This window comes from Nonomuraea sp. NPDC049158 (assembly GCF_040648335.1).
GTDB lineage: Bacteria > Actinomycetota > Actinomycetes > Streptosporangiales > Streptosporangiaceae > Nonomuraea.
Window position 1 is genome coordinate 229,836 of the sequence record NZ_JBEZDM010000012.1, and the last position, 15,976, is coordinate 245,811.

At 67.8% G+C, this 15,976-nt stretch carries 20 protein-coding genes; 13 read left to right on the forward strand and 7 right to left on the reverse strand.

From position 1 onward, the window contains the following. Positions 1–5: 5 nt before the first annotated feature. Positions 6–653, reverse strand: a complete 648-nt coding sequence (locus tag AB0B61_RS26525; protein WP_358436886.1) for a hypothetical protein — start codon at positions 651–653, stop codon at positions 6–8. Between the two features lie 272 nt (positions 654–925). Here AB0B61_RS26525 and AB0B61_RS26530 point away from each other — a divergent pair, with 272 nt between their 5' ends. Continuing rightward, a complete protein-coding gene (locus AB0B61_RS26530) occupies positions 926–1,246 on the forward strand; it encodes a carboxymuconolactone decarboxylase family protein (RefSeq protein ID WP_358436889.1) in 321 nt (106 codons plus the stop codon). Here AB0B61_RS26530 and AB0B61_RS26535 read toward each other — a convergent pair. Then, positions 1,206–2,375: a PQQ-dependent sugar dehydrogenase gene (locus AB0B61_RS26535; RefSeq protein WP_358436891.1), complete on the reverse strand. Its 1,170-nt coding sequence runs from the start codon at positions 2,373–2,375 to the stop codon at positions 1,206–1,208. The genes AB0B61_RS26530 and AB0B61_RS26535 overlap by 41 nt on opposite strands. Positions 2,376–2,471: 96 nt before the next feature. On the opposite strand from AB0B61_RS26535, the gene AB0B61_RS26540 reads away from it, so the two are divergent. Then, on the forward strand, positions 2,472–2,657 hold the full coding sequence (locus AB0B61_RS26540) for a hypothetical protein (RefSeq protein ID WP_358436894.1): 186 nt from the start codon (positions 2,472–2,474) through the stop codon (positions 2,655–2,657). A gap of 44 nt (positions 2,658–2,701) precedes the next feature. On the opposite strand, the gene AB0B61_RS26545 is transcribed toward AB0B61_RS26540, so the two are convergent. Further along, positions 2,702–3,637 (reverse strand): hypothetical protein, encoded by a 936-nt coding sequence (locus AB0B61_RS26545; protein ID WP_358436897.1) that lies wholly within the window; start codon positions 3,635–3,637, stop codon positions 2,702–2,704. Between AB0B61_RS26545 and AB0B61_RS26550 the strand changes: the two genes are divergently transcribed. The 5 genes from AB0B61_RS26550 to AB0B61_RS26570 all read left to right on the forward strand — a co-directional run bounded on the left by AB0B61_RS26550 (position 3,630) and on the right by AB0B61_RS26570 (position 6,175). After that, entirely contained in the window at positions 3,630–3,830 is a 201-nt protein-coding gene (locus AB0B61_RS26550) for a hypothetical protein (RefSeq protein ID WP_358436900.1), read from the forward strand. The genes AB0B61_RS26545 and AB0B61_RS26550 overlap by 8 nt on opposite strands. A gap of 265 nt (positions 3,831–4,095) precedes the next feature. Beyond that, the gene (locus AB0B61_RS26555; RefSeq protein ID WP_358436903.1) at positions 4,096–4,881 is read left to right on the forward strand and encodes a neutral zinc metallopeptidase; all 786 of its coding nucleotides are present in this window, start codon (positions 4,096–4,098) and stop codon (positions 4,879–4,881) included. Positions 4,882–5,019: 138 nt separating this feature from the next. Next, on the forward strand, positions 5,020–5,160 hold the full coding sequence (locus AB0B61_RS26560; RefSeq protein ID WP_358436905.1) for a hypothetical protein: 141 nt from the start codon (positions 5,020–5,022) through the stop codon (positions 5,158–5,160). A 139-nt stretch (positions 5,161–5,299) separates the two neighbouring features. Further along, positions 5,300–5,740, forward strand: coding sequence for an Hsp20/alpha crystallin family protein (locus AB0B61_RS26565; RefSeq protein ID WP_358436908.1), 441 nt, complete (start codon positions 5,300–5,302; stop codon positions 5,738–5,740). 108 nt (positions 5,741–5,848) lie between these two features. Then, positions 5,849–6,175 (forward strand): MerR family transcriptional regulator, encoded by a 327-nt coding sequence (locus AB0B61_RS26570; RefSeq protein ID WP_358436911.1) that lies wholly within the window; start codon positions 5,849–5,851, stop codon positions 6,173–6,175. A 12-nt stretch (positions 6,176–6,187) separates the two neighbouring features. Here the strand turns inward: AB0B61_RS26570 and AB0B61_RS26575 are convergent, their stop codons facing one another. Then, a complete protein-coding gene (locus tag AB0B61_RS26575; protein WP_358437074.1) occupies positions 6,188–7,141 on the reverse strand; it encodes an LLM class flavin-dependent oxidoreductase in 954 nt (317 codons plus the stop codon). A 115-nt stretch (positions 7,142–7,256) separates the two neighbouring features. On the opposite strand from AB0B61_RS26575, the gene AB0B61_RS26580 reads away from it, so the two are divergent. Next, entirely contained in the window at positions 7,257–8,006 is a 750-nt protein-coding gene (locus tag AB0B61_RS26580; protein ID WP_358436914.1) for an SDR family oxidoreductase, read from the forward strand. A gap of 152 nt (positions 8,007–8,158) precedes the next feature. Here the strand turns inward: AB0B61_RS26580 and ugpC are convergent, their stop codons facing one another. Beyond that, positions 8,159–9,376 carry a sn-glycerol-3-phosphate ABC transporter ATP-binding protein UgpC gene (ugpC, locus tag AB0B61_RS26585; RefSeq protein ID WP_358436916.1) on the reverse strand — a complete coding sequence of 406 codons (1,218 nt, stop codon included), beginning with the start codon at positions 9,374–9,376 and terminating at the stop codon, positions 8,159–8,161. Between the two features lie 170 nt (positions 9,377–9,546). Here ugpC and AB0B61_RS26590 point away from each other — a divergent pair, with 170 nt between their 5' ends. Continuing rightward, the gene (locus AB0B61_RS26590) at positions 9,547–10,623 is read left to right on the forward strand and encodes a LacI family DNA-binding transcriptional regulator (RefSeq protein ID WP_358436919.1); all 1,077 of its coding nucleotides are present in this window, start codon (positions 9,547–9,549) and stop codon (positions 10,621–10,623) included. An 81-nt stretch (positions 10,624–10,704) separates the two neighbouring features. Here the strand turns inward: AB0B61_RS26590 and AB0B61_RS26595 are convergent, their stop codons facing one another. Next, a complete protein-coding gene (locus AB0B61_RS26595) occupies positions 10,705–11,190 on the reverse strand; it encodes a glutathione peroxidase (protein ID WP_358436922.1) in 486 nt (161 codons plus the stop codon). 187 nt (positions 11,191–11,377) lie between these two features. Between AB0B61_RS26595 and AB0B61_RS26600 the strand changes: the two genes are divergently transcribed. Together AB0B61_RS26600 and AB0B61_RS26605 are read left to right on the forward strand one after the other, a co-directional pair. Further along, positions 11,378–11,800, forward strand: a complete 423-nt coding sequence (locus AB0B61_RS26600) for a transglycosylase SLT domain-containing protein (protein WP_358436924.1) — start codon at positions 11,378–11,380, stop codon at positions 11,798–11,800. Positions 11,801–12,140: 340 nt separating this feature from the next. Beyond that, entirely contained in the window at positions 12,141–12,689 is a 549-nt protein-coding gene (locus AB0B61_RS26605; protein WP_358436928.1) for a lytic transglycosylase domain-containing protein, read from the forward strand. A gap of 23 nt (positions 12,690–12,712) precedes the next feature. On the opposite strand, the gene AB0B61_RS26610 is transcribed toward AB0B61_RS26605, so the two are convergent. Then, complete coding sequence (locus AB0B61_RS26610; protein ID WP_358436930.1) at positions 12,713–13,363, reverse strand: TetR/AcrR family transcriptional regulator C-terminal domain-containing protein; 651 nt, start codon at positions 13,361–13,363, stop codon at positions 12,713–12,715. Between the two features lie 86 nt (positions 13,364–13,449). On the opposite strand from AB0B61_RS26610, the gene AB0B61_RS26615 reads away from it, so the two are divergent. Together AB0B61_RS26615 and AB0B61_RS26620 are read left to right on the forward strand one after the other, a co-directional pair. Continuing rightward, positions 13,450–14,562: a ferritin-like domain-containing protein gene (locus AB0B61_RS26615; protein WP_358436933.1), complete on the forward strand. Its 1,113-nt coding sequence runs from the start codon at positions 13,450–13,452 to the stop codon at positions 14,560–14,562. An 87-nt stretch (positions 14,563–14,649) separates the two neighbouring features. Continuing rightward, positions 14,650–15,888: an NAD(P)/FAD-dependent oxidoreductase gene (locus AB0B61_RS26620; RefSeq protein WP_358436936.1), complete on the forward strand. Its 1,239-nt coding sequence runs from the start codon at positions 14,650–14,652 to the stop codon at positions 15,886–15,888. Positions 15,889–15,976: the final 88 nt, after the last annotated feature.

Genomic DNA, 15,976 nt, shown 5'->3' on the forward strand with positions numbered 1-15,976 from the left:
CTCCCTCATCCGGGCAGCCGGAGCAGCTTGAAGGTTTGCTCGATCTTGTCGAACTCGGCCGCGCGCGCTCTGAAGCAGATCGCCTGGCAGCCGATGAGCATCACGGAGACCGTGGCTCCCTGCTCGTCGAGGATGGCGGTGTGGTCGAAGGTCTGGACGTCGCCGCCGATCTGGTAGTTGAAGCGAACCCGCACTCCCCTGGCACCACGGTCCAGCTGGAGGATCTGATCGCTGATCGGCTCGAACCGGTTGAACAACGGCTGCCGCCCCGCCTCGGCCGCCTTGGACTCGTAGCTCGCGCGGATCTGCGCGGTCACCGGCAGGATGAAGTCACGCAGCCGATCCAGCGACATCCCGTCCCGCTGCTCGTCGGTGAGCTTGTGCACGGTGGCGTAGATGAACGGATCGGTCGAGCTGAGCAGGTGCGCGACGGACGGCTGCGCCGACTGGTCGAAGGCTGTGGACCAGACCCGCTCGCGCCGCAGCCGGGCCGCCTCCGAGTTCGGATGGTCGCCCGACAGGGAGAGCTCGATCGGATAGGCGTTGAGCTGGCTGAAGGAGGACGGCACCTTGAAGTAGGTGGTGCCTTCCCTGTCACGTACGTAGGTGAAATCCGGCTGCCCGCACGCTGACAGCATGACGATCGCGGTCATGAGCGCGATCCAAGCCCGTGTCTTTTTCACCAGGGCTTACCTCCGCTTTACGGACCAACGGAGTTGTTGTGCCCGCTTTCATGCGGAATGAGGCCGAGTGTACGGTGATAAATCTTGACCAAATCTTGGCCGTACCTTGGCTTCAGTTGTTACAGACCCGCTCGAATCGGGCGCCCGTACTACGTTGGCGCGCCCCCATTGGTTCAACCGGCAAAGTAGCGAAAGATAGAGGGATCCCCTGCTACCCGGAGCGGACAATGACAGAACCGGCCATGGAGACAGTGGACAGCTTCGGCATGATGGCGGAGCGGATGTTCGCCGACGTCTGGTCGCGCGACGTCCTCTCGGTCAAGGAGCGCCGCCTGCTCCTGCTCGGCCTGCTCGTCGGGCAGGGCATCGACGACCAACTGGAGGTGCAGCTCGACGCGGCGTTGCGCGCGGGCGACCTGAGCGAGAGTGAGCTGCGGGAGGTCGTGGTCTTCCTCACCCACTACGCGGGCTGGACCCGTGGCTCGCGGCTGAACAACCAGGTCGAGGACCTGATCGAAGGCGTCAGGCGGGGTCGATCCGATAGACGGGACCTTGGAGACTGAGTGCGTAGAGCTCCCCGTCGAGCCCCTCCCCGAACGACGAGAGCTGCTCGACCTGCCCGACCTTGGCGTCCTTGGTCAGCTCGTCCACGGGCGCGGCCCTGACCCACCCGGCGCAGAAGTCGCCGTACAGGAACTGGCCCTGCAGCCAGGGGATCTTGTCCCCGCGATAGACGTACCCGGCGATCACCGAGCAGTTGCCGCCCTCGTGGAGCGGATAGGTGATCACCGGGCCGGTCAGCTCGCGGCCCTTGCCGCCTCTGAAGGGTTTGTCGCCTTCGCGGAGGTTCCAGCCGTAGTTCTCGCCGCCCTCTGATCCGGCCGGCTGGTAGTCGACCTCTTCCCATCGGTCCTGCCCGACGTCGCCGATCCAGAGGTCGCCGTTGTCGCGGTCGAAGCCGAACCGCCAGGGGTTGCGCAGGCCGTACGCCCAGATCTCGGTCCGCGCGCCCTCCTTGCCGACGAACGGGTTGTCCCGCGGGATCTTGTACGGCGTGCCGCGCGGGTCGATGCGCAGGATCTTGCCGAGGAGCGTGCCGAGGTTCTGGCCGTTGCGGTGCGGGTCTCCGCCGCTGCCTCCGTCGCCGAGAGCGATGTAGAGCAGGCCGTCGGGGCCGAAGGCGAGCTGGCCGCCGTTGTGGTTGGCATAGGGCTGGTCCTGGGTCAGTACGTCCCGCCTGCGGGTGACCTGCTTGCCGTCGTACGCCCACTCGGTCACGTGCGTGTCGCCGCTCGCGTCGGTCCAGTCGAGGTACAACCAGCGGCCCGACGGGTGAAAGGCCACACCGAGCAGGCCCTGCTCGTTGCCGCCGCTGACCTCGCCCGACAGGTTCACGATCGTGTCGCCGTCGAGGGTCTTGAGCCGGCCGCCCTGCTCGGCGACGTACAGCCGCTCGTCGCCCTTCCTGACGGCGAACGCCACGGGCTTGGCCAGCTCGGCGAGCTTGGTGAAACGCAGCTCGCCACGGGTCGGCGCGGGGCTGCCTTCGCCCTCGTCGCTCACGGCAGGCGCGGGTGAGCCCGAGGCGGACAGGGGTGGCGCGGGAGAGCCCGAGGCGGACAGGGGGGGCGCGGGCTGGACGGCCGAACAGGCGGTGACGGTGGCCACCAAGAGAACCAGGGCGCGGTGCACGCCGCCCATCCTTCCACGCCCATCCCTAATCGGGACATATCACCACGCATAACCCTAGGTGCCTTCGACCGGGATGCCGCGTCGTACGATGGCGGTATGAGGCGTAAAGCCATCGCACTTGTGGCAGTCGCCGCCGCCCTCGTCGTGGCGGCGACGGTGGTCGTGATTTTCCGTGGTCCCGCTTCCGACGAGGCGGCGACCGGGATTCACAATACGCGCGCTCCGCAGGACATCGCGTCCCACTGGACCAAGGAGCGCATGAATGAGGCCAGTCCGGGATGACGAAAAGCGAGGGGCCGTTAAGCCCCTCGCCTCTTTTATCGTGATTAGTGGGCTGTTACATCGTTATAAACGTTGACAGCTCCGTCACCGTGGTAGGGCGACTTGTAGACGATGTTGGTCGGGTTCTGGTTGGCGTCGACGTCCCGGTGGCTGTTGGCGCCGATGATGTAGCCCCAGCCTCGGCTCAGTTGGAGGTCCTGCAGCCAGGGGCCGCCGCTGGAGCCGTGGAACATGTCGTTGTTCATGTGCATACGGTCGTCGGACGAGCTGGCGCGGGTGACGTTGCCGAAGCAGTACCACAGGTCGTTGCCGGTGAAGTCGGTGCGCTGGTAGCCGTCCTGCGGGAAACCGAACGCGTTGATGCCGGTCCACGCCTGGCCCTGGTTGAACTTGTAGCCTTGCGAGCCGGTCCAGTCCTGGAGGTTGCCGCGGGCCGGCTGCGGGTTGAAGGCGATGGCCGCGATGTCGTAACTCCAGTTGTGGCTGTTGAACCAGCCGTTGGTCGTGTTGGCGTATCGCCAGGTCCAGCGGCCCTGAGGTTCGAGACCGTTGTCGGCGTCGGGGACGAAGATGAAGTCACGGAACCAGCCGGACGCGCCACCGCTCCCCGCGTGCACGCAGTGGCCGGACGTCCAGACCGTGTTCTTGTTGGCGGCGTTGATCACGCTGCCGGTGCAGTAGCCGGAGCTGTTGTCGTTACGCGTGTAGTAGATCTTGCCGATCGTGAGGGCGGGCATGCTCCCCTGACGCCCCCAGCGCTCGGCCCGCTGACCGGCGAGCAGACCGGCCGATGGGCTCGCAGACCGGCTGATCTTCCTGGTCGGCAGCGATCCCTCGGCCGAGCGGCTGGGCAGGACGTTCTTGACCTGCTCCGGCGGCGCTTTCGCGTCCGGGACCGCCACGACCGGCTCCGGCGTGGCCGCGCGCATGCGTTCGGCGGTCCAGTGGGCCTGGATGCTCTTGCTGTCGGACTTGTTCACCACCCCCGTGGCGGATGCGGCAGGGGAAGGTGCTGCCGTCGCGGTCGCGCTCAACCCCGAGACTGCCAGCAATGTCGCAAAAGCGACAATTGCGGCGCGCCTTGAGCGTGCACTCATGAATCTTCCCTTCCATGAAGCGATTCTGGCGAACTTTTTCATCTTGAGAGGTCGCCGCTTCAATGTGAAGGGGTAAGGGAATTAATTTTCGCCGACGCGCGAATGACGGCGCTGATTTTGATATCTAACATTTCACATGACAATAAATGGTATTTGTGACGGTGCTGGTGGCCGGCGAGTCAATAGCGGTGTTTGTTGCATCGGTGACCCCTCCGGTCCGCCCATTCCCGGCCTCCACCCGGGCAGGCCCGCGCCCCACACCGAGACGACGCACAGTGAAGGAACGGATACAAAGGAATTGATGATGCGAAAACACGCCAGCGGCCCTATTGTCACCCCTCGTGAGAAAATTTCCGATCATGGCGCTGACCGTCGCGTCGATGCTCTCCTTAACCGGTACGGCCACCGCCGCGACGACGGCGGCCAACCCCGTCAAACACCCCAAGCTGATCGCCAACCCCCTCTACGAGGCCGGCGCGCTGCCCGCCACGACCTGTGACGAGCCTCCGGTGAAGCGCAACAACCGCAAGCTGGCCCGCGCCTACATCGACGCGATCGTCGCCTGCCTCGACACCACCTGGGAACAGCACCTCACCGCCGCCGGCCTGCCTTTCAGCAAGCCCAAGGTGCGGCACGTGGACAAGATCCCGAAGACGTACTGCGGCATGAAGACCGACCAAGAGGACTCCACGACCTACTACTGCGACCGCACCAACACGCTGATCTTCCAGGTCGGCAAGACCTGGCTCAACGACCCTTCCGACATGTGGCTGCTCAGCACGGTCACCTACATGTACGGCTACCACGTCCAGAAGCTCGTCGGGATCGCCGACGCCTTGGACGTGGTGCCGGCCCGCACCAAAGCCGCGGGCTGGGAGCTGGGCCGGCGCGGCAACCTCCAGAACGAGTGCCTCTCCGGCGCGTTCATCAAGAGCGTCTGGCCGCTGAAGGGCAGGACCACCAAGGACTGGACCTACCTGCAGAGCATGCAGGAGGGTGACGCACCCGGCGAGGCACGCTGGTACGGCAAGACGGCCACCGTCGTCGCCTGGGCCAAGCGCGGCTTCGCCACCGGCGACCCGGGCTCGTGCAACACCTGGGCGGCACCCTCCTCCAAGGTGGCCTAGCTCTTTTCCGCGGGGGGCGTCCAACGGTCGCCCCCGGCGGCTCGCTATGACGGCCGTCCGTCGCCGAGAATTACGGTCATCGGAGACTCTAGGTAGTCCTAAGATCACACTAAGCGACGTACTGGCGAGGAGGCCGGCATGGGCAAGCACGAGCGTGAGCGCGACGAAAAGGACGAGCAGAAGGACAAGTCCTTCGAGACCGAAAAGCCGGGGCCGGACCAGCGGGCGGGCGGACGCGGCAAGCACAGCGGCGGTGGTGGCGGTCGCGGCGAGAAGTGACCGGGGACGCGCCGCGGCAACCAGTTGACAACTCCGTCCGCAGGAAACTTATAATTTCAGCTGTAGGTTTCCTCTTGGACGGAGGATAGGTATTCCGGGGGACGAGGAGCCCCCGGGTGTCTTCGGAGGTGAAAGCGCGATGCTGCTCACGTCGATCGACCCGTTCATCCAGGAGTTCGAGCGTCAGTTCGACCGTCTCGCCCGCCAAGCAAGCGCTCAGGGCAACGGCGCGACGATGCCGATGGACGGACTCCGCCGCGCCGACGATGTGGTGCTGCGGTTCGACCTGCCCGGCGTCGACCCCGAGTCCATCGAGGTCACCGTGGACCGCGGCGTCCTGTCGGTGACCGCTCGACGCGAGGAGGAGTATGAGCAGGACGAGCGCCTGTTCGTCCGGGAGCGCGTCATGGGCTCCTTCACTCGCCGGGTCTACCTGTCCGAGCACCTGGACGCCGGCGCGATCGAGGCCGCCTACAACAACGGCGTGCTGGCGGTGCGGATCCCGGTGCTGGAGCAGGCCAAGCCGCGCAAGGTGGCCATCCAGCGCACCACCGAGTCGCACAAGGCGATCAAGAGCTGACCGCCCGCGCAGCGCCCCTGCACCTGGACAGGCTACGGCCCCGCCCCGGTACGGCCCCTACGTGCGCCACCGGGCGGGGCCGCCCGCATTCCGACAGGAAGAAGGGTCATGAAACTACCCATGGACGACGAGCACGCGGCCCTCTTCACTGTCGGACAGGTGGCGAACATGCTGGACGTACAGCAGGCGTTCCTGCGCCGCATCGACGACAACCAGGTCGTCTCCCCCCAGCGCTCGGCGGGCGGACAGCGCCGCTACAGCCGCCACGAGATCGGCCGCGTCCAAGAAGTGGTGACGATGATGGACCAGGGCATGACGCTGCCGGCCATCCGCCGCATCATCGAGCTACAGCACGAACTCGCCCAGATCACCCGCGAACGCGACGAACTCGCCCGGCGCCTGGCGGACGCCGAATCCCGGCCGGAGAAAAGGTAGGCAGAGCCCCGCTCAGTCCTTGATGTTCGCCTCGGCCTGATACTTGTTCGCCATGTGCGTGACCGCCGCCAGCTGCGCCTCGGCGTGCCCTTCCCGGACCGCGCTCGCGCGGTCCCGTGCGTCCAGGGTCGGCTGTGCCTGGCCCTGGAACTCGGGCATCACGTGCTGCGCGATGAGCTCGTACGACCGGTTGGTGGCCGCCGGGTTGGCCCAGTCGTGGGCCATCAACAGCATCGCCCCGAACCCGCCGGACTGGTCGAGCAGCCGCCGCACCTGCGCCTTGGCGTCCTCGACGGTGCCGATCACACCGATGCCGGACTCCCGGACGAAGTCGATCATCTCCTTGAGGTCGCCGCCCGCCACGGCCATCTGCGGGAAGGCCGCCACTTTCTGGAAGTAGCGGAACCACGCCTCGATGCCGTACTCCACGTCCCGGACGGCCTGCTCGCGAGTCTCGGCGACGTGCATGACGCCGACCAGCCGCCAGGCGGCGCGCTCGACGGTGGTCCCATATGTCGCGGCGCGCTCCTCCATGACGTTCCAGTGGTGCGCCAACGCGTCGAACCCGTCGGCGGTGAGCGTGGCGCCGATCGACAGCAGACCGAGGCCGTGGCGCCCGGCCAGGCGCGGGCCGGTCGGCGACGCCACCGCGGCGACCGCCACCTCGAACATCGGGTCACTGTACGGCCGCAGCTGCAACCGCGCGTCGACCAGGTTGTGCGTACGGGTCTGTGCGGTGACGCTCTCGCCGCGCAGCAGCCGCAGCACGATGTCCAGGTTGTCGTCGAGCAGCTCGCGGGTGTCGGTGGGGTCGAGCCCGATCATCGCCGAGTCGGTGGGCAGCGAGCCGGGCCCCACGCCGAGCATGACCCGGCCGCGCGTCAGGTGGTCCAGCGACACCATGCGATCGGCCACCCAGAGCGGGTTGTGGTACGACAGCGAGGTCACCCCGGTCCCGAGCCGGATGTGCCGCGCCCGCTGCTCCTCGTGATCTGGGCTGTGGCTTCAGTCCACTCGAGAATCCCCACCACGGCAATACGCCCCCACCAGACGGTGACGGGAGAGGCGTTAAGGTGCTGCCATGCCTACCGCATTGATCACTGGCGCGACCGCCGGCATCGGCGCCGCCTTCACCCGCCGGCTGGCCGCCGACGGGTTCAGCCTGGTCCTGGTGGCCCGCGACGAGGCCCGGCTGGGCGAGATCGCGGGCCAGCTCAAGCTCAGGTACGGCGTCAGCGTCGAGTCGCTGCCCGCCGATCTCGCCACCGACGACGGCCTCGCCCGGGTCGAGGCGCGGCTGCGCGACGGGGTCGATCTCCTGCTGAACAACGCCGGCTTCGGCCACCCCCAGAAATTCCTGGAGGTGCCGGTCGAGGACGAGCTACGCATGCTCAAGGTCCACTGTGAGGCCGTGCTGAGGCTGACGCTGGCCGTACTACCCGGAATGAAGGAGCGCGACCGGGGCGCCGTGATCAACGTGGCCTCCGTCGCGGCGTTCTTCGTCCACGGCACCTACAGCGCGTCCAAGGCGTGGGTGGTGAACTTCAGCGAGGCGACCGCGGCCGAGGTGGGCAATCCACGCGTCAAGGTGATGGCCCTGTGTCCCGGCTTCGTGCGGACGGAGTTCCACGACCGGGCGTACATGGACACCTCCCACATCCCCGGCTTCCTGTGGCTCAAGGCCGACAACGTGGTCAACGCGGCCATGCGCGACCTGGCTCTGGGCAAGCGGGTGTCGATCCCGGACGTGCGGTACAAGGCGATCGCGGCGATCGGCAGATTCGTCCCTCGTACGGTGGTCAGCGGCGCGGCGGCGAAATTCGGCCGCTGACGAGGTCGGACGAACAAGCGGGCCCCCACCGCGGGAGGGGGTCGCGGTGGGGGCCCTGTCCGGGTGCGAGGTGATCGCACCCAGGCGGGTGTGAGGGGGGACTCACGCCCAGTCCGGTCGTGAGCGGGCTCACGGCCGAGATTCGGTGGAGATCACTTGCCGACGTTCGCCTCGTGGCCGATGGCCAGGCCGGAGGTCGGGTCGAAGAAGTGCAGGTTGTGCGTGTCCAGCACCAGGTCGAGGCTCGAGCCAGGACGGGCGTGGCTGCGGGCGTTCACGCGGGCGGTCCACAGCGACTTGTCGCCCACCAGCGGCAGCGCCGCCTCCTCGTCGTCGCCCGTGTCGGCGGCGGCGACCGTGTCCTTGTGCTCGACCGGCGGGGCGTCGATCAGGAACAGGACGTTGATCTCGGAGCCGAGCTCCTCGGTGACCTCCGCCTTGACCGCCAGGGTGGCCCAGCCGTTGGCGTTCTGGCCGGCGGAGGCGGCGTCCTCGAAGTCGGACGGGCGGATGCCGAGGATGACCTGCTTGCCGATGTACTGGTCGAGGCCCGGCTTGTCGGTGAACGTCGACTCCGGGATGTCCAGCTTGAGGTCGGCGAACGTGACGGCGGTGCCGCCGTCGCGGACCAGCTCGGCGGTGACGAAGTTCATGGCGGGCGAGCCCATGAACCCGGCGACGAACAGGTTGACCGGCTTGTCGAACAGGTTCTGCGGCGTGTCGACCTGCTGCAGGATGCCGTCGCGCAGGACGCAGACGCGGTCGCCCAGCGTCATGGCCTCGACCTGGTCGTGGGTGACGTAGACGGTGGTGACGCCGAGGCGCTCGTGCATCTGGTTGAGCGAGGCGCGCATGGAGACACGGAGCTTGGCGTCGAGGTTTGACAGCGGCTCGTCCATGAGGAACGCCTGGGGCTCGCGGACGATGGCGCGGCCCATCGCGACACGCTGGCGCTGACCACCGGACAGGGCGGCCGGCTTGCGCTTGAGGTACGTCTCCAGGCCGAGCATCTTGGCGGCCTCGTTGACGCGCTTCTGGATCTCTGGCTTGGGCATCTTGCGAAGCTTGAGGCCGAAGGCGAGGTTCTCTTCGACCGTCATGTGCGGGTACAGCGCGTAGTTCTGGAAGACCATGGCGATGTCGCGGTCCTTCGGCGGCAGGTGGTTGACCACCTTCTCGCCGATCGCGATCTCGCCACCGCTGATGTCCTCCAAACCGGCGATCATCCGGAGCGCGGTCGACTTACCGCAACCGGATGGGCCGACCAGCACCATGAACTCGCCATCCTTGATCTCAAGGTTGAGCCCGTTCACGGCCTTAACGCCACCGGCGTAGATCTTGTCGACATTGGTCAGAACGATGGATGCCATGACAGTCCTTCGCGCCCCGGGCGGGTGACCCGGATGTTGTGCGGGGGGTACCCATGTGCATGGATACGTTTTCAAGCATCTCACCCGAAACGGACATGTGTGTCAAGAGAGCAGCGCATGTCAGTGTCCCGGTCTTCCTGCGCGACGGAAAGCATGATGGAATCGTTTCCATGGAATCGAGGCGGGCCACCATCAAGGATGTGGCCGAGGCGGCGGGCGTCGGCGTCGCGACCGTGTCCCGGGTCCTGTCCGGCGGTTCGGCCAGCCCGGAGACGAGGGAACGGGTGCTGGCCGTCGCCGCCCACCTCGACTACCGGCCGAGCGCGCTCGGCCGCAACCTCCGCCAGCGGCGCACCGGCGGCATGGGGCTGTTCGTGCCCGACCTCACCGACACCTTCTACGGCCAGCTGGCCGAGGGCGTGCTGGCCTGCGCGCGCTCGGCGGGCGAGCCGGTGGTGCTCGGTTCGACGGGCGACGATCTCGAGCAGGAGGCCGAGCTGGTCGGCATGCTGCTGGAGCAGGGCGTGGACCGGGTGATCGCGGTCCCGTCCGGCGGCGCCGAGACGTGGGCTCCGGCGATCAAGGCGGGCATGACGGTGGTCTTCGCCGACCGGCTGCCGTCCGACGCGCCGTTCGACGTGCCGTCCGACAGGGACTCGGTGTCGCGCGGCGTCTCCGACCTCATGCTGCTCGACGGCCTGCCGCCCGCCTCGCGCACCCGGCCGCTGGACGTCCCCGCCGTGCTGGCGGACGACCGGGCCGGCATCCGTACGGCGGTGCGCTACCTGAGAGGGCTCGGCCACCGGCGCATCGCCTTCCTCGGCGGCCCGGGGCACGGCAGGCGGGTGGCGGCCTTCCGCGAGGCGGTGGGCGCGCCCGTGGACGAGGACCTGGTCGTGTTCGCCACGGGCAGCCGCGACTCGGCCTACGCGGCCGCCTCCGGGCTGTTCCAGAGCCGTCCCGACCTCACGGCCGTGGTGACCGGCGGCAACGTGCTGGGCGAGGCGGCCGTCCTGGCGGCCAGGGAGCTGGATCTGCGGGTGCCACGCGACGTGTCGCTGGTGATGTACGACGACGTGCCGTGGGCCGAGCTGTGCTCCCCACCACTGACCGTGATCGCCCAACCGGGCCGCGACATCGGCTACCGCGCGGCGGAGCTGGTGCTGCGGGCGGGCAGCAGGCGACCCCGGAGCGTACTGCTCCCGACGGAACTCATCGTCCGGGGCAGCTGCGGCCCCCGCCACTGACCCCCCGCCGCCCCCGAAGGGCCACCGGCCACCACGGACCGTCGCGGGGAGCGACGCGTGGCGGAGCACCCGGGGGAACCCTTAGACCACCTTCTCGATCGCCGCGATGACCGCCGGGTCGTCCGGAGTGGTCCTCGGACGGAAGCGGGCGACGACAGCCCCCTCGCGGTCGACGAGGAACTTCTCGAAGTTCCACTGGATGTCGCCGCCCTCCCCCTCCGCGTCGGGCGTCTCGACGAGCTCCTCGTAGAGCGGGTGCCGGTCGGGCCCGTTCACCTCGGCCTTCTCCAGCAGCGGGAAGTCCACGCCGTACGTGGTGGCGCAGAACTCCTGGATCTCCTCGGCCGAGCCGGGCTCCTGGCCCATGAACTGGTTGCACGGCATGCCGATCACGCTGAACCCGCGCTCGCCGTACTGCCGCTGCAGCTCGACGAGACCGGTGTACTGCGGGGTGAGGCCGCACTTGGAGGCCACGTTCACGATGAGCACGGCCTTGTCGCCGACGAGCTCGGCGAGCGTGGTCGGGGCGTCCGCGAGGGTGCGGACAGGAATGTCACGAAGACTCATGATCCGACCCTACAGAACGCCTCCCCTCGCGGTTTGTGAGGTACTCCACATTTTCCCGACATTTCCCCTGAACAGCCCTAAAGAGTGATCTTTGCCAACGATCTACCTTTTCATGGTCAATTCGCGGTAAATCGGGCGGATAGGGCAGGGTGGCGCGGTCCCCCGAACCCATCGAAAGGGAACCCGCATGCCCATGCTCCGCCGTACGAGCGCCTTGATCCTGTCCACCACGTTCGTGGTGGCAGGCGGCGCGACGGCCGCACAGGCGCAGAGCTCCCAGGCAAGCTCCCAGGCCGGCACGCAACGAGCCATCAGCGAGAACAAGGCCATCGCCAAGCACATGGTCGCCAAGCGCGGCTGGACCAAGGCCCAGTACCGCTGCCTGGTGCGCCTCTGGTCACGAGAGAGCGGCTGGAACCACCGAGCCGGCAACGGCTCGGGCGCCTATGGCATCCCGCAGGCGCTGCCCGGCCACAAGATGGCCACCAAGGGCCGCGACTGGCGCACCAATCCGCGCACGCAGATCGCGTGGGGCCTCGGCTACATCAAGCAGCGGTACGGCTCCCCGTGCCGCGCGTGGGCGCATTTCCAGTCCCGCCACTGGTACTGATCCGCCACCCCCTGCCTGTCCCTGTTTTTGCGAAAGGCCAGGTCAACGCGCGAACGGGCCGTGCCATGGCGGTCCTGCGAGCACGCTAAATATCTCTAGCGATCACGCCAGCGTCTTCCCAAAGCCAATCACCGAGAGTGATTGACAGTGACTGTGCGTAATAGAAACCGGCTAGAGAAAACGTCGTGGAGCCCTCCGGGCCGCCCAGCACCATGTGGGCGTCAACCGAAGCCCGGGGGGCCGCGCGGACCCTCCTCGTCCGAGCCACGGACGCGGACCGGCAAGGGCGCCGGGGAAGCGAGAGCGCCCGTCCGCACGCGACCTGGCAGCAAGGATCGACATGGACAGCAACCGCGCTCTGCGCTACACGTTCATCACTCTGACCACGCTCACAGCCGTCACCGGCAGCTCGACCCTCGTCTGGGCCGAAGCCGGGTCACGAACCGCACAACCGCGAACAACCGCACCGCGAGCAGCACCGCGGATACCCAAGCCCCGGATCATCGAGGGCTCATGGCACGCCCCCGTGATCAAGACCCGTTCCTGGACCACCTCCGCGCGGCCGAAGATCAAGGCCAAGGCGCCGAAGAGCCGGAACAAGGGCATCGCGCTGAACCAGGTCGTCCAGCGCGCCTGGTCCTACGAGGAGTTCCAGTGCCTGGACAATCTCTGGACCAGAGAGAGCAACTGGAACCACCGCGCGTACAACAGCTCCTCAGGTGCCTATGGCATCCCGCAGGCGCTCCCCGGAGGAAAGATGCGGGGAGCGGGCGAGGACTGGAAGTCCAACCCTGAGACGCAGATCCGCTGGGGGCTGGGTTACATCACCGGCCGATACGGCAAGCCGTGCGGCGCCTGGGGCCACTTCAGAGCGCACAACTGGTACTAACCAGAGCAGGAGGGCATCCGGGATCATCGGGTGCCCTCCCTCTTCCGCTTCGGCAGCACCGCGATCGCCTGGATCAGCAACTCGACGCCGAAGTCGAAGTCGGCGTCGTGGTCACAGCTGGACAGCAGCGGGGCCAGCCCGTTCACCTCGGGGAACAGGGTGGGATCGACGTCGTCCGGGTTGACCATCTGCCGGTGCGACGGGGCGAACGTGGGCGTGACCCCGACCTCGCGCAGCAGCGAGCCCACGATGTAGGCGATGAACATCCGCAGCACCCGCACCGCGTCGACCCCGTCGAACCCGGCGCTGCGCAGCGTGGCCAGAGCCCGCTCGACCGGCAGCAGCCCGGCGTTGGAGTGGAGCTGGCGGCTGACGACGAGCATCGTGGAGCGCGGGTGGCCGTGGGCGATCTGGCGGAAGGCGCGGGCCTGCATCCGCACCCGGTCGGTCCAGTGGGCGTCGGGGTCGTCGGTGAACTCGATCTGGCTGAGCACCGCCTCGGCGACGCCGTTGAGCAGGGCGTCCTTGTTCGGCACGTGGTTGTAGAGCGACATCACGCCGACGCCGAGGTCTGCGGCGATGCGCCGCATGGACACCGCGTCGGCCCCCTCACGCTCGATGAGGTCGATCGCCGCGGCGACGATGCGGGTCCGCGAGAGAGGCTCGGTGGGCATAGCTCATTCTATTGACGCACGTACGCCGTACGTGCAAGCCTCGACAGTGGACGTACAGTGTACGTAGCCCCCCTGCGGAGGACCCCATGTCGACGCACGATCTCTACACCATCCCGGCCGAGCTCTCCACGTGGGACGTGGAGATGTCCGGTTCCAGCAGGTTTACGTGGGAGTACGACGACGGCAGGGATCGGATGCTGGCCCTGTACCAAAAGGGCAAGGACAAGCAGTGGGACTCCACCAAACGCATCGACTGGGATCTCGAGGTCGACCCGTACAACGTTCTGGGCATCCCGGACCAGACGATCGCCATCTACGACACGCCGCTGTGGCACCGGATGGGCGAGAAGCAGCGGCAGGACGTCCGTCTGCACGGCGCGGCCTGGCAGTTCTCGCAGTTCCTGCACGGTGAGCAGGGCGCGATGATCTGCTCGGCCAAGATCGTGGAGTCGGTCCCGGACCTCGACTCCAAGTTCTACGCCGCCACCCAGACCATGGACGAGGCCCGGCACGCCGAGACGTACGCCCGCTTCCTCCAGGAGAAGGTGGGCCTGGCCTACCCCATCAACGAGCACCTCAAGTCGCTGCTCGACTCGACGCTCAGCGACTCGCGGTGGGACATGCCCTACCTGGGGATGCAGGTGCTGATCGAGGGCCTGGCGCTGGCCGCGTTCGGCGTCATGCGCGACATCACCACCAAGCCGCTGCCCAAGCAGATCCTCGCGTACGTCATGCAGGACGAGGCCAGGCACGTGGCGTTCGGCCGGATGGCGCTGCGCGACTACTACGGGAACTTAACCGAGGCCGAGCGGCGTGAGCGCGAGGACTTCGTCATCGAGGGCTGCTACCTGATGCGCGACCGGCTCAGGGGCCGGGAGACCTGGGAGAACCTGGGCCTGTCGAAGGCGGAGGTCGAAGAGGCCGAGGTGGCCACGGAGCACTCGGAGTATCTGCGGCTGTTCCGGTCGCTGCTGTTCAGCCGGATCGTGCCGTGCGTGAAGGACATCGGGCTGTGGAGCCCGCGGTTGCGGCAGGCGTACGCGGACATGGGCGTGCTGGAGATGGCGGGCCAGTCGCTCGACGCGCTGATGCGGCAGGACGAGGACATCGCCGACAAGCTCGACGAGGCCCGCTTCGCCGAGGAGGAGACCGAGCGGCACGCCGAGGTCGCCGAGACCATCGAGCTGGGCTCCGACTGACGACCGCCGACGCCCGGCGAGTGGTTTAAGAGTTGCCTCTTGTGCCATATGCACCCTATGGGCATCCGCCGGAGGGGGCATCTCGCCATGGTCCAGGAACCAGCGCGGTCCACCAGGCCGCATGTCGTCGTCGTGGGCGCGGGCTTCGCCGGGCTGAACGCCACCCGGGTGCTGGCCCGCGGCGGCGCGCGCGTCACGCTCGTCGACCGCCATCCCTACTCCACCTTCCAGCCGTTGCTCTACCAGGTGGCGACGGCCGGGCTCGCCGCCGGGGACATCACCTACCCGACGCGGGCCTTCGCCGCCAAGTATCGGCGGGCGCGGGCCAGGCGGGGCGCGCTGACGAAGGTGCACCCGGCCGAGCGGCGGGTCGAGTTCGACGACGGCACCTCACTCGACTACGACTACCTCGTGCTCACCACCGGAGTGACCACCAACTGGTACGGCATCGAGGGCGCGCGGGACAACGGCTACCCGATCTACTCGGTCCAGGACTCCATCGTGCTGCGCAAACGGCTGCAGAGCCTCTTGCAGCAGGTCGCGGAGGGTAAGCGCGAGAGCGCGCACGCCGTGGTCGTCGGCGCGGGCGCGACCGGGGTGGAGATCGCGGGCACGATGGCCGAGCTGCGCCAGCGGACGCTCCCGGTGACCTATCCGGAGATCAAACCCGATCAGACTAGTGTCACCCTGGTCGAGCGGTTCGACTACGTGCTCTCGCCGTACAAGCCGCGGCTGCGCGACGCGGCCGCGAACGCGCTGCGCAGGCGCGGCGTGCACCTGCGGCTCGGCAGCACGGTGGCCTCGGTCGAGCCCGATGCGGTCGTGCTGAGCGACGGCACCCGGCTGCCGAGCGATGTGACCGTATGGGCGCTCGGCGTCGCCGCGCCCGCCGAGGTGTCCAACCTGGGCCTGCCGCAGGGCAAGGGCGGCCGGATCGAGGTCACGCCGGCGCTCAACGTCGCGGCGCACCCCGAGATCTTCGTCGCCGGCGATCTGGCCGGGCCGCCCCACCCGCTGCCGCAGCTCGCCCAGCCCGCCATCCAGATGGGCGAGCACGTGGGCAAGCAGATCCTGGCGCTGGCCCATGGCCGTCCCGCGGCGCCCTTCTCCTACAGCGATCCCGGCATCATGGCCACGGTCGGCCGGGGCTCGGCCGTGCTGCAGCTGTCCAACGGCATGACCATGCACGGCCCGCTCGCCTGGCTGGCCTGGATCGGGCTGCACCTGACCTATCTGCTGGGCGGGCGCAACCGGGTGAGCGTCCTGGTCAGCTTCTTGGCGCGGTACGCGGGGCCGCGCCGCAGCGCGGCCACGGTCGTCGAATAGCGGATATCACTTCGTTACGCCCGTTAAGCCCGATCGAGGCTCTGCTGCTATAAATCTGCAAAGTGACCAAGATCAGGGAGGGGATCAC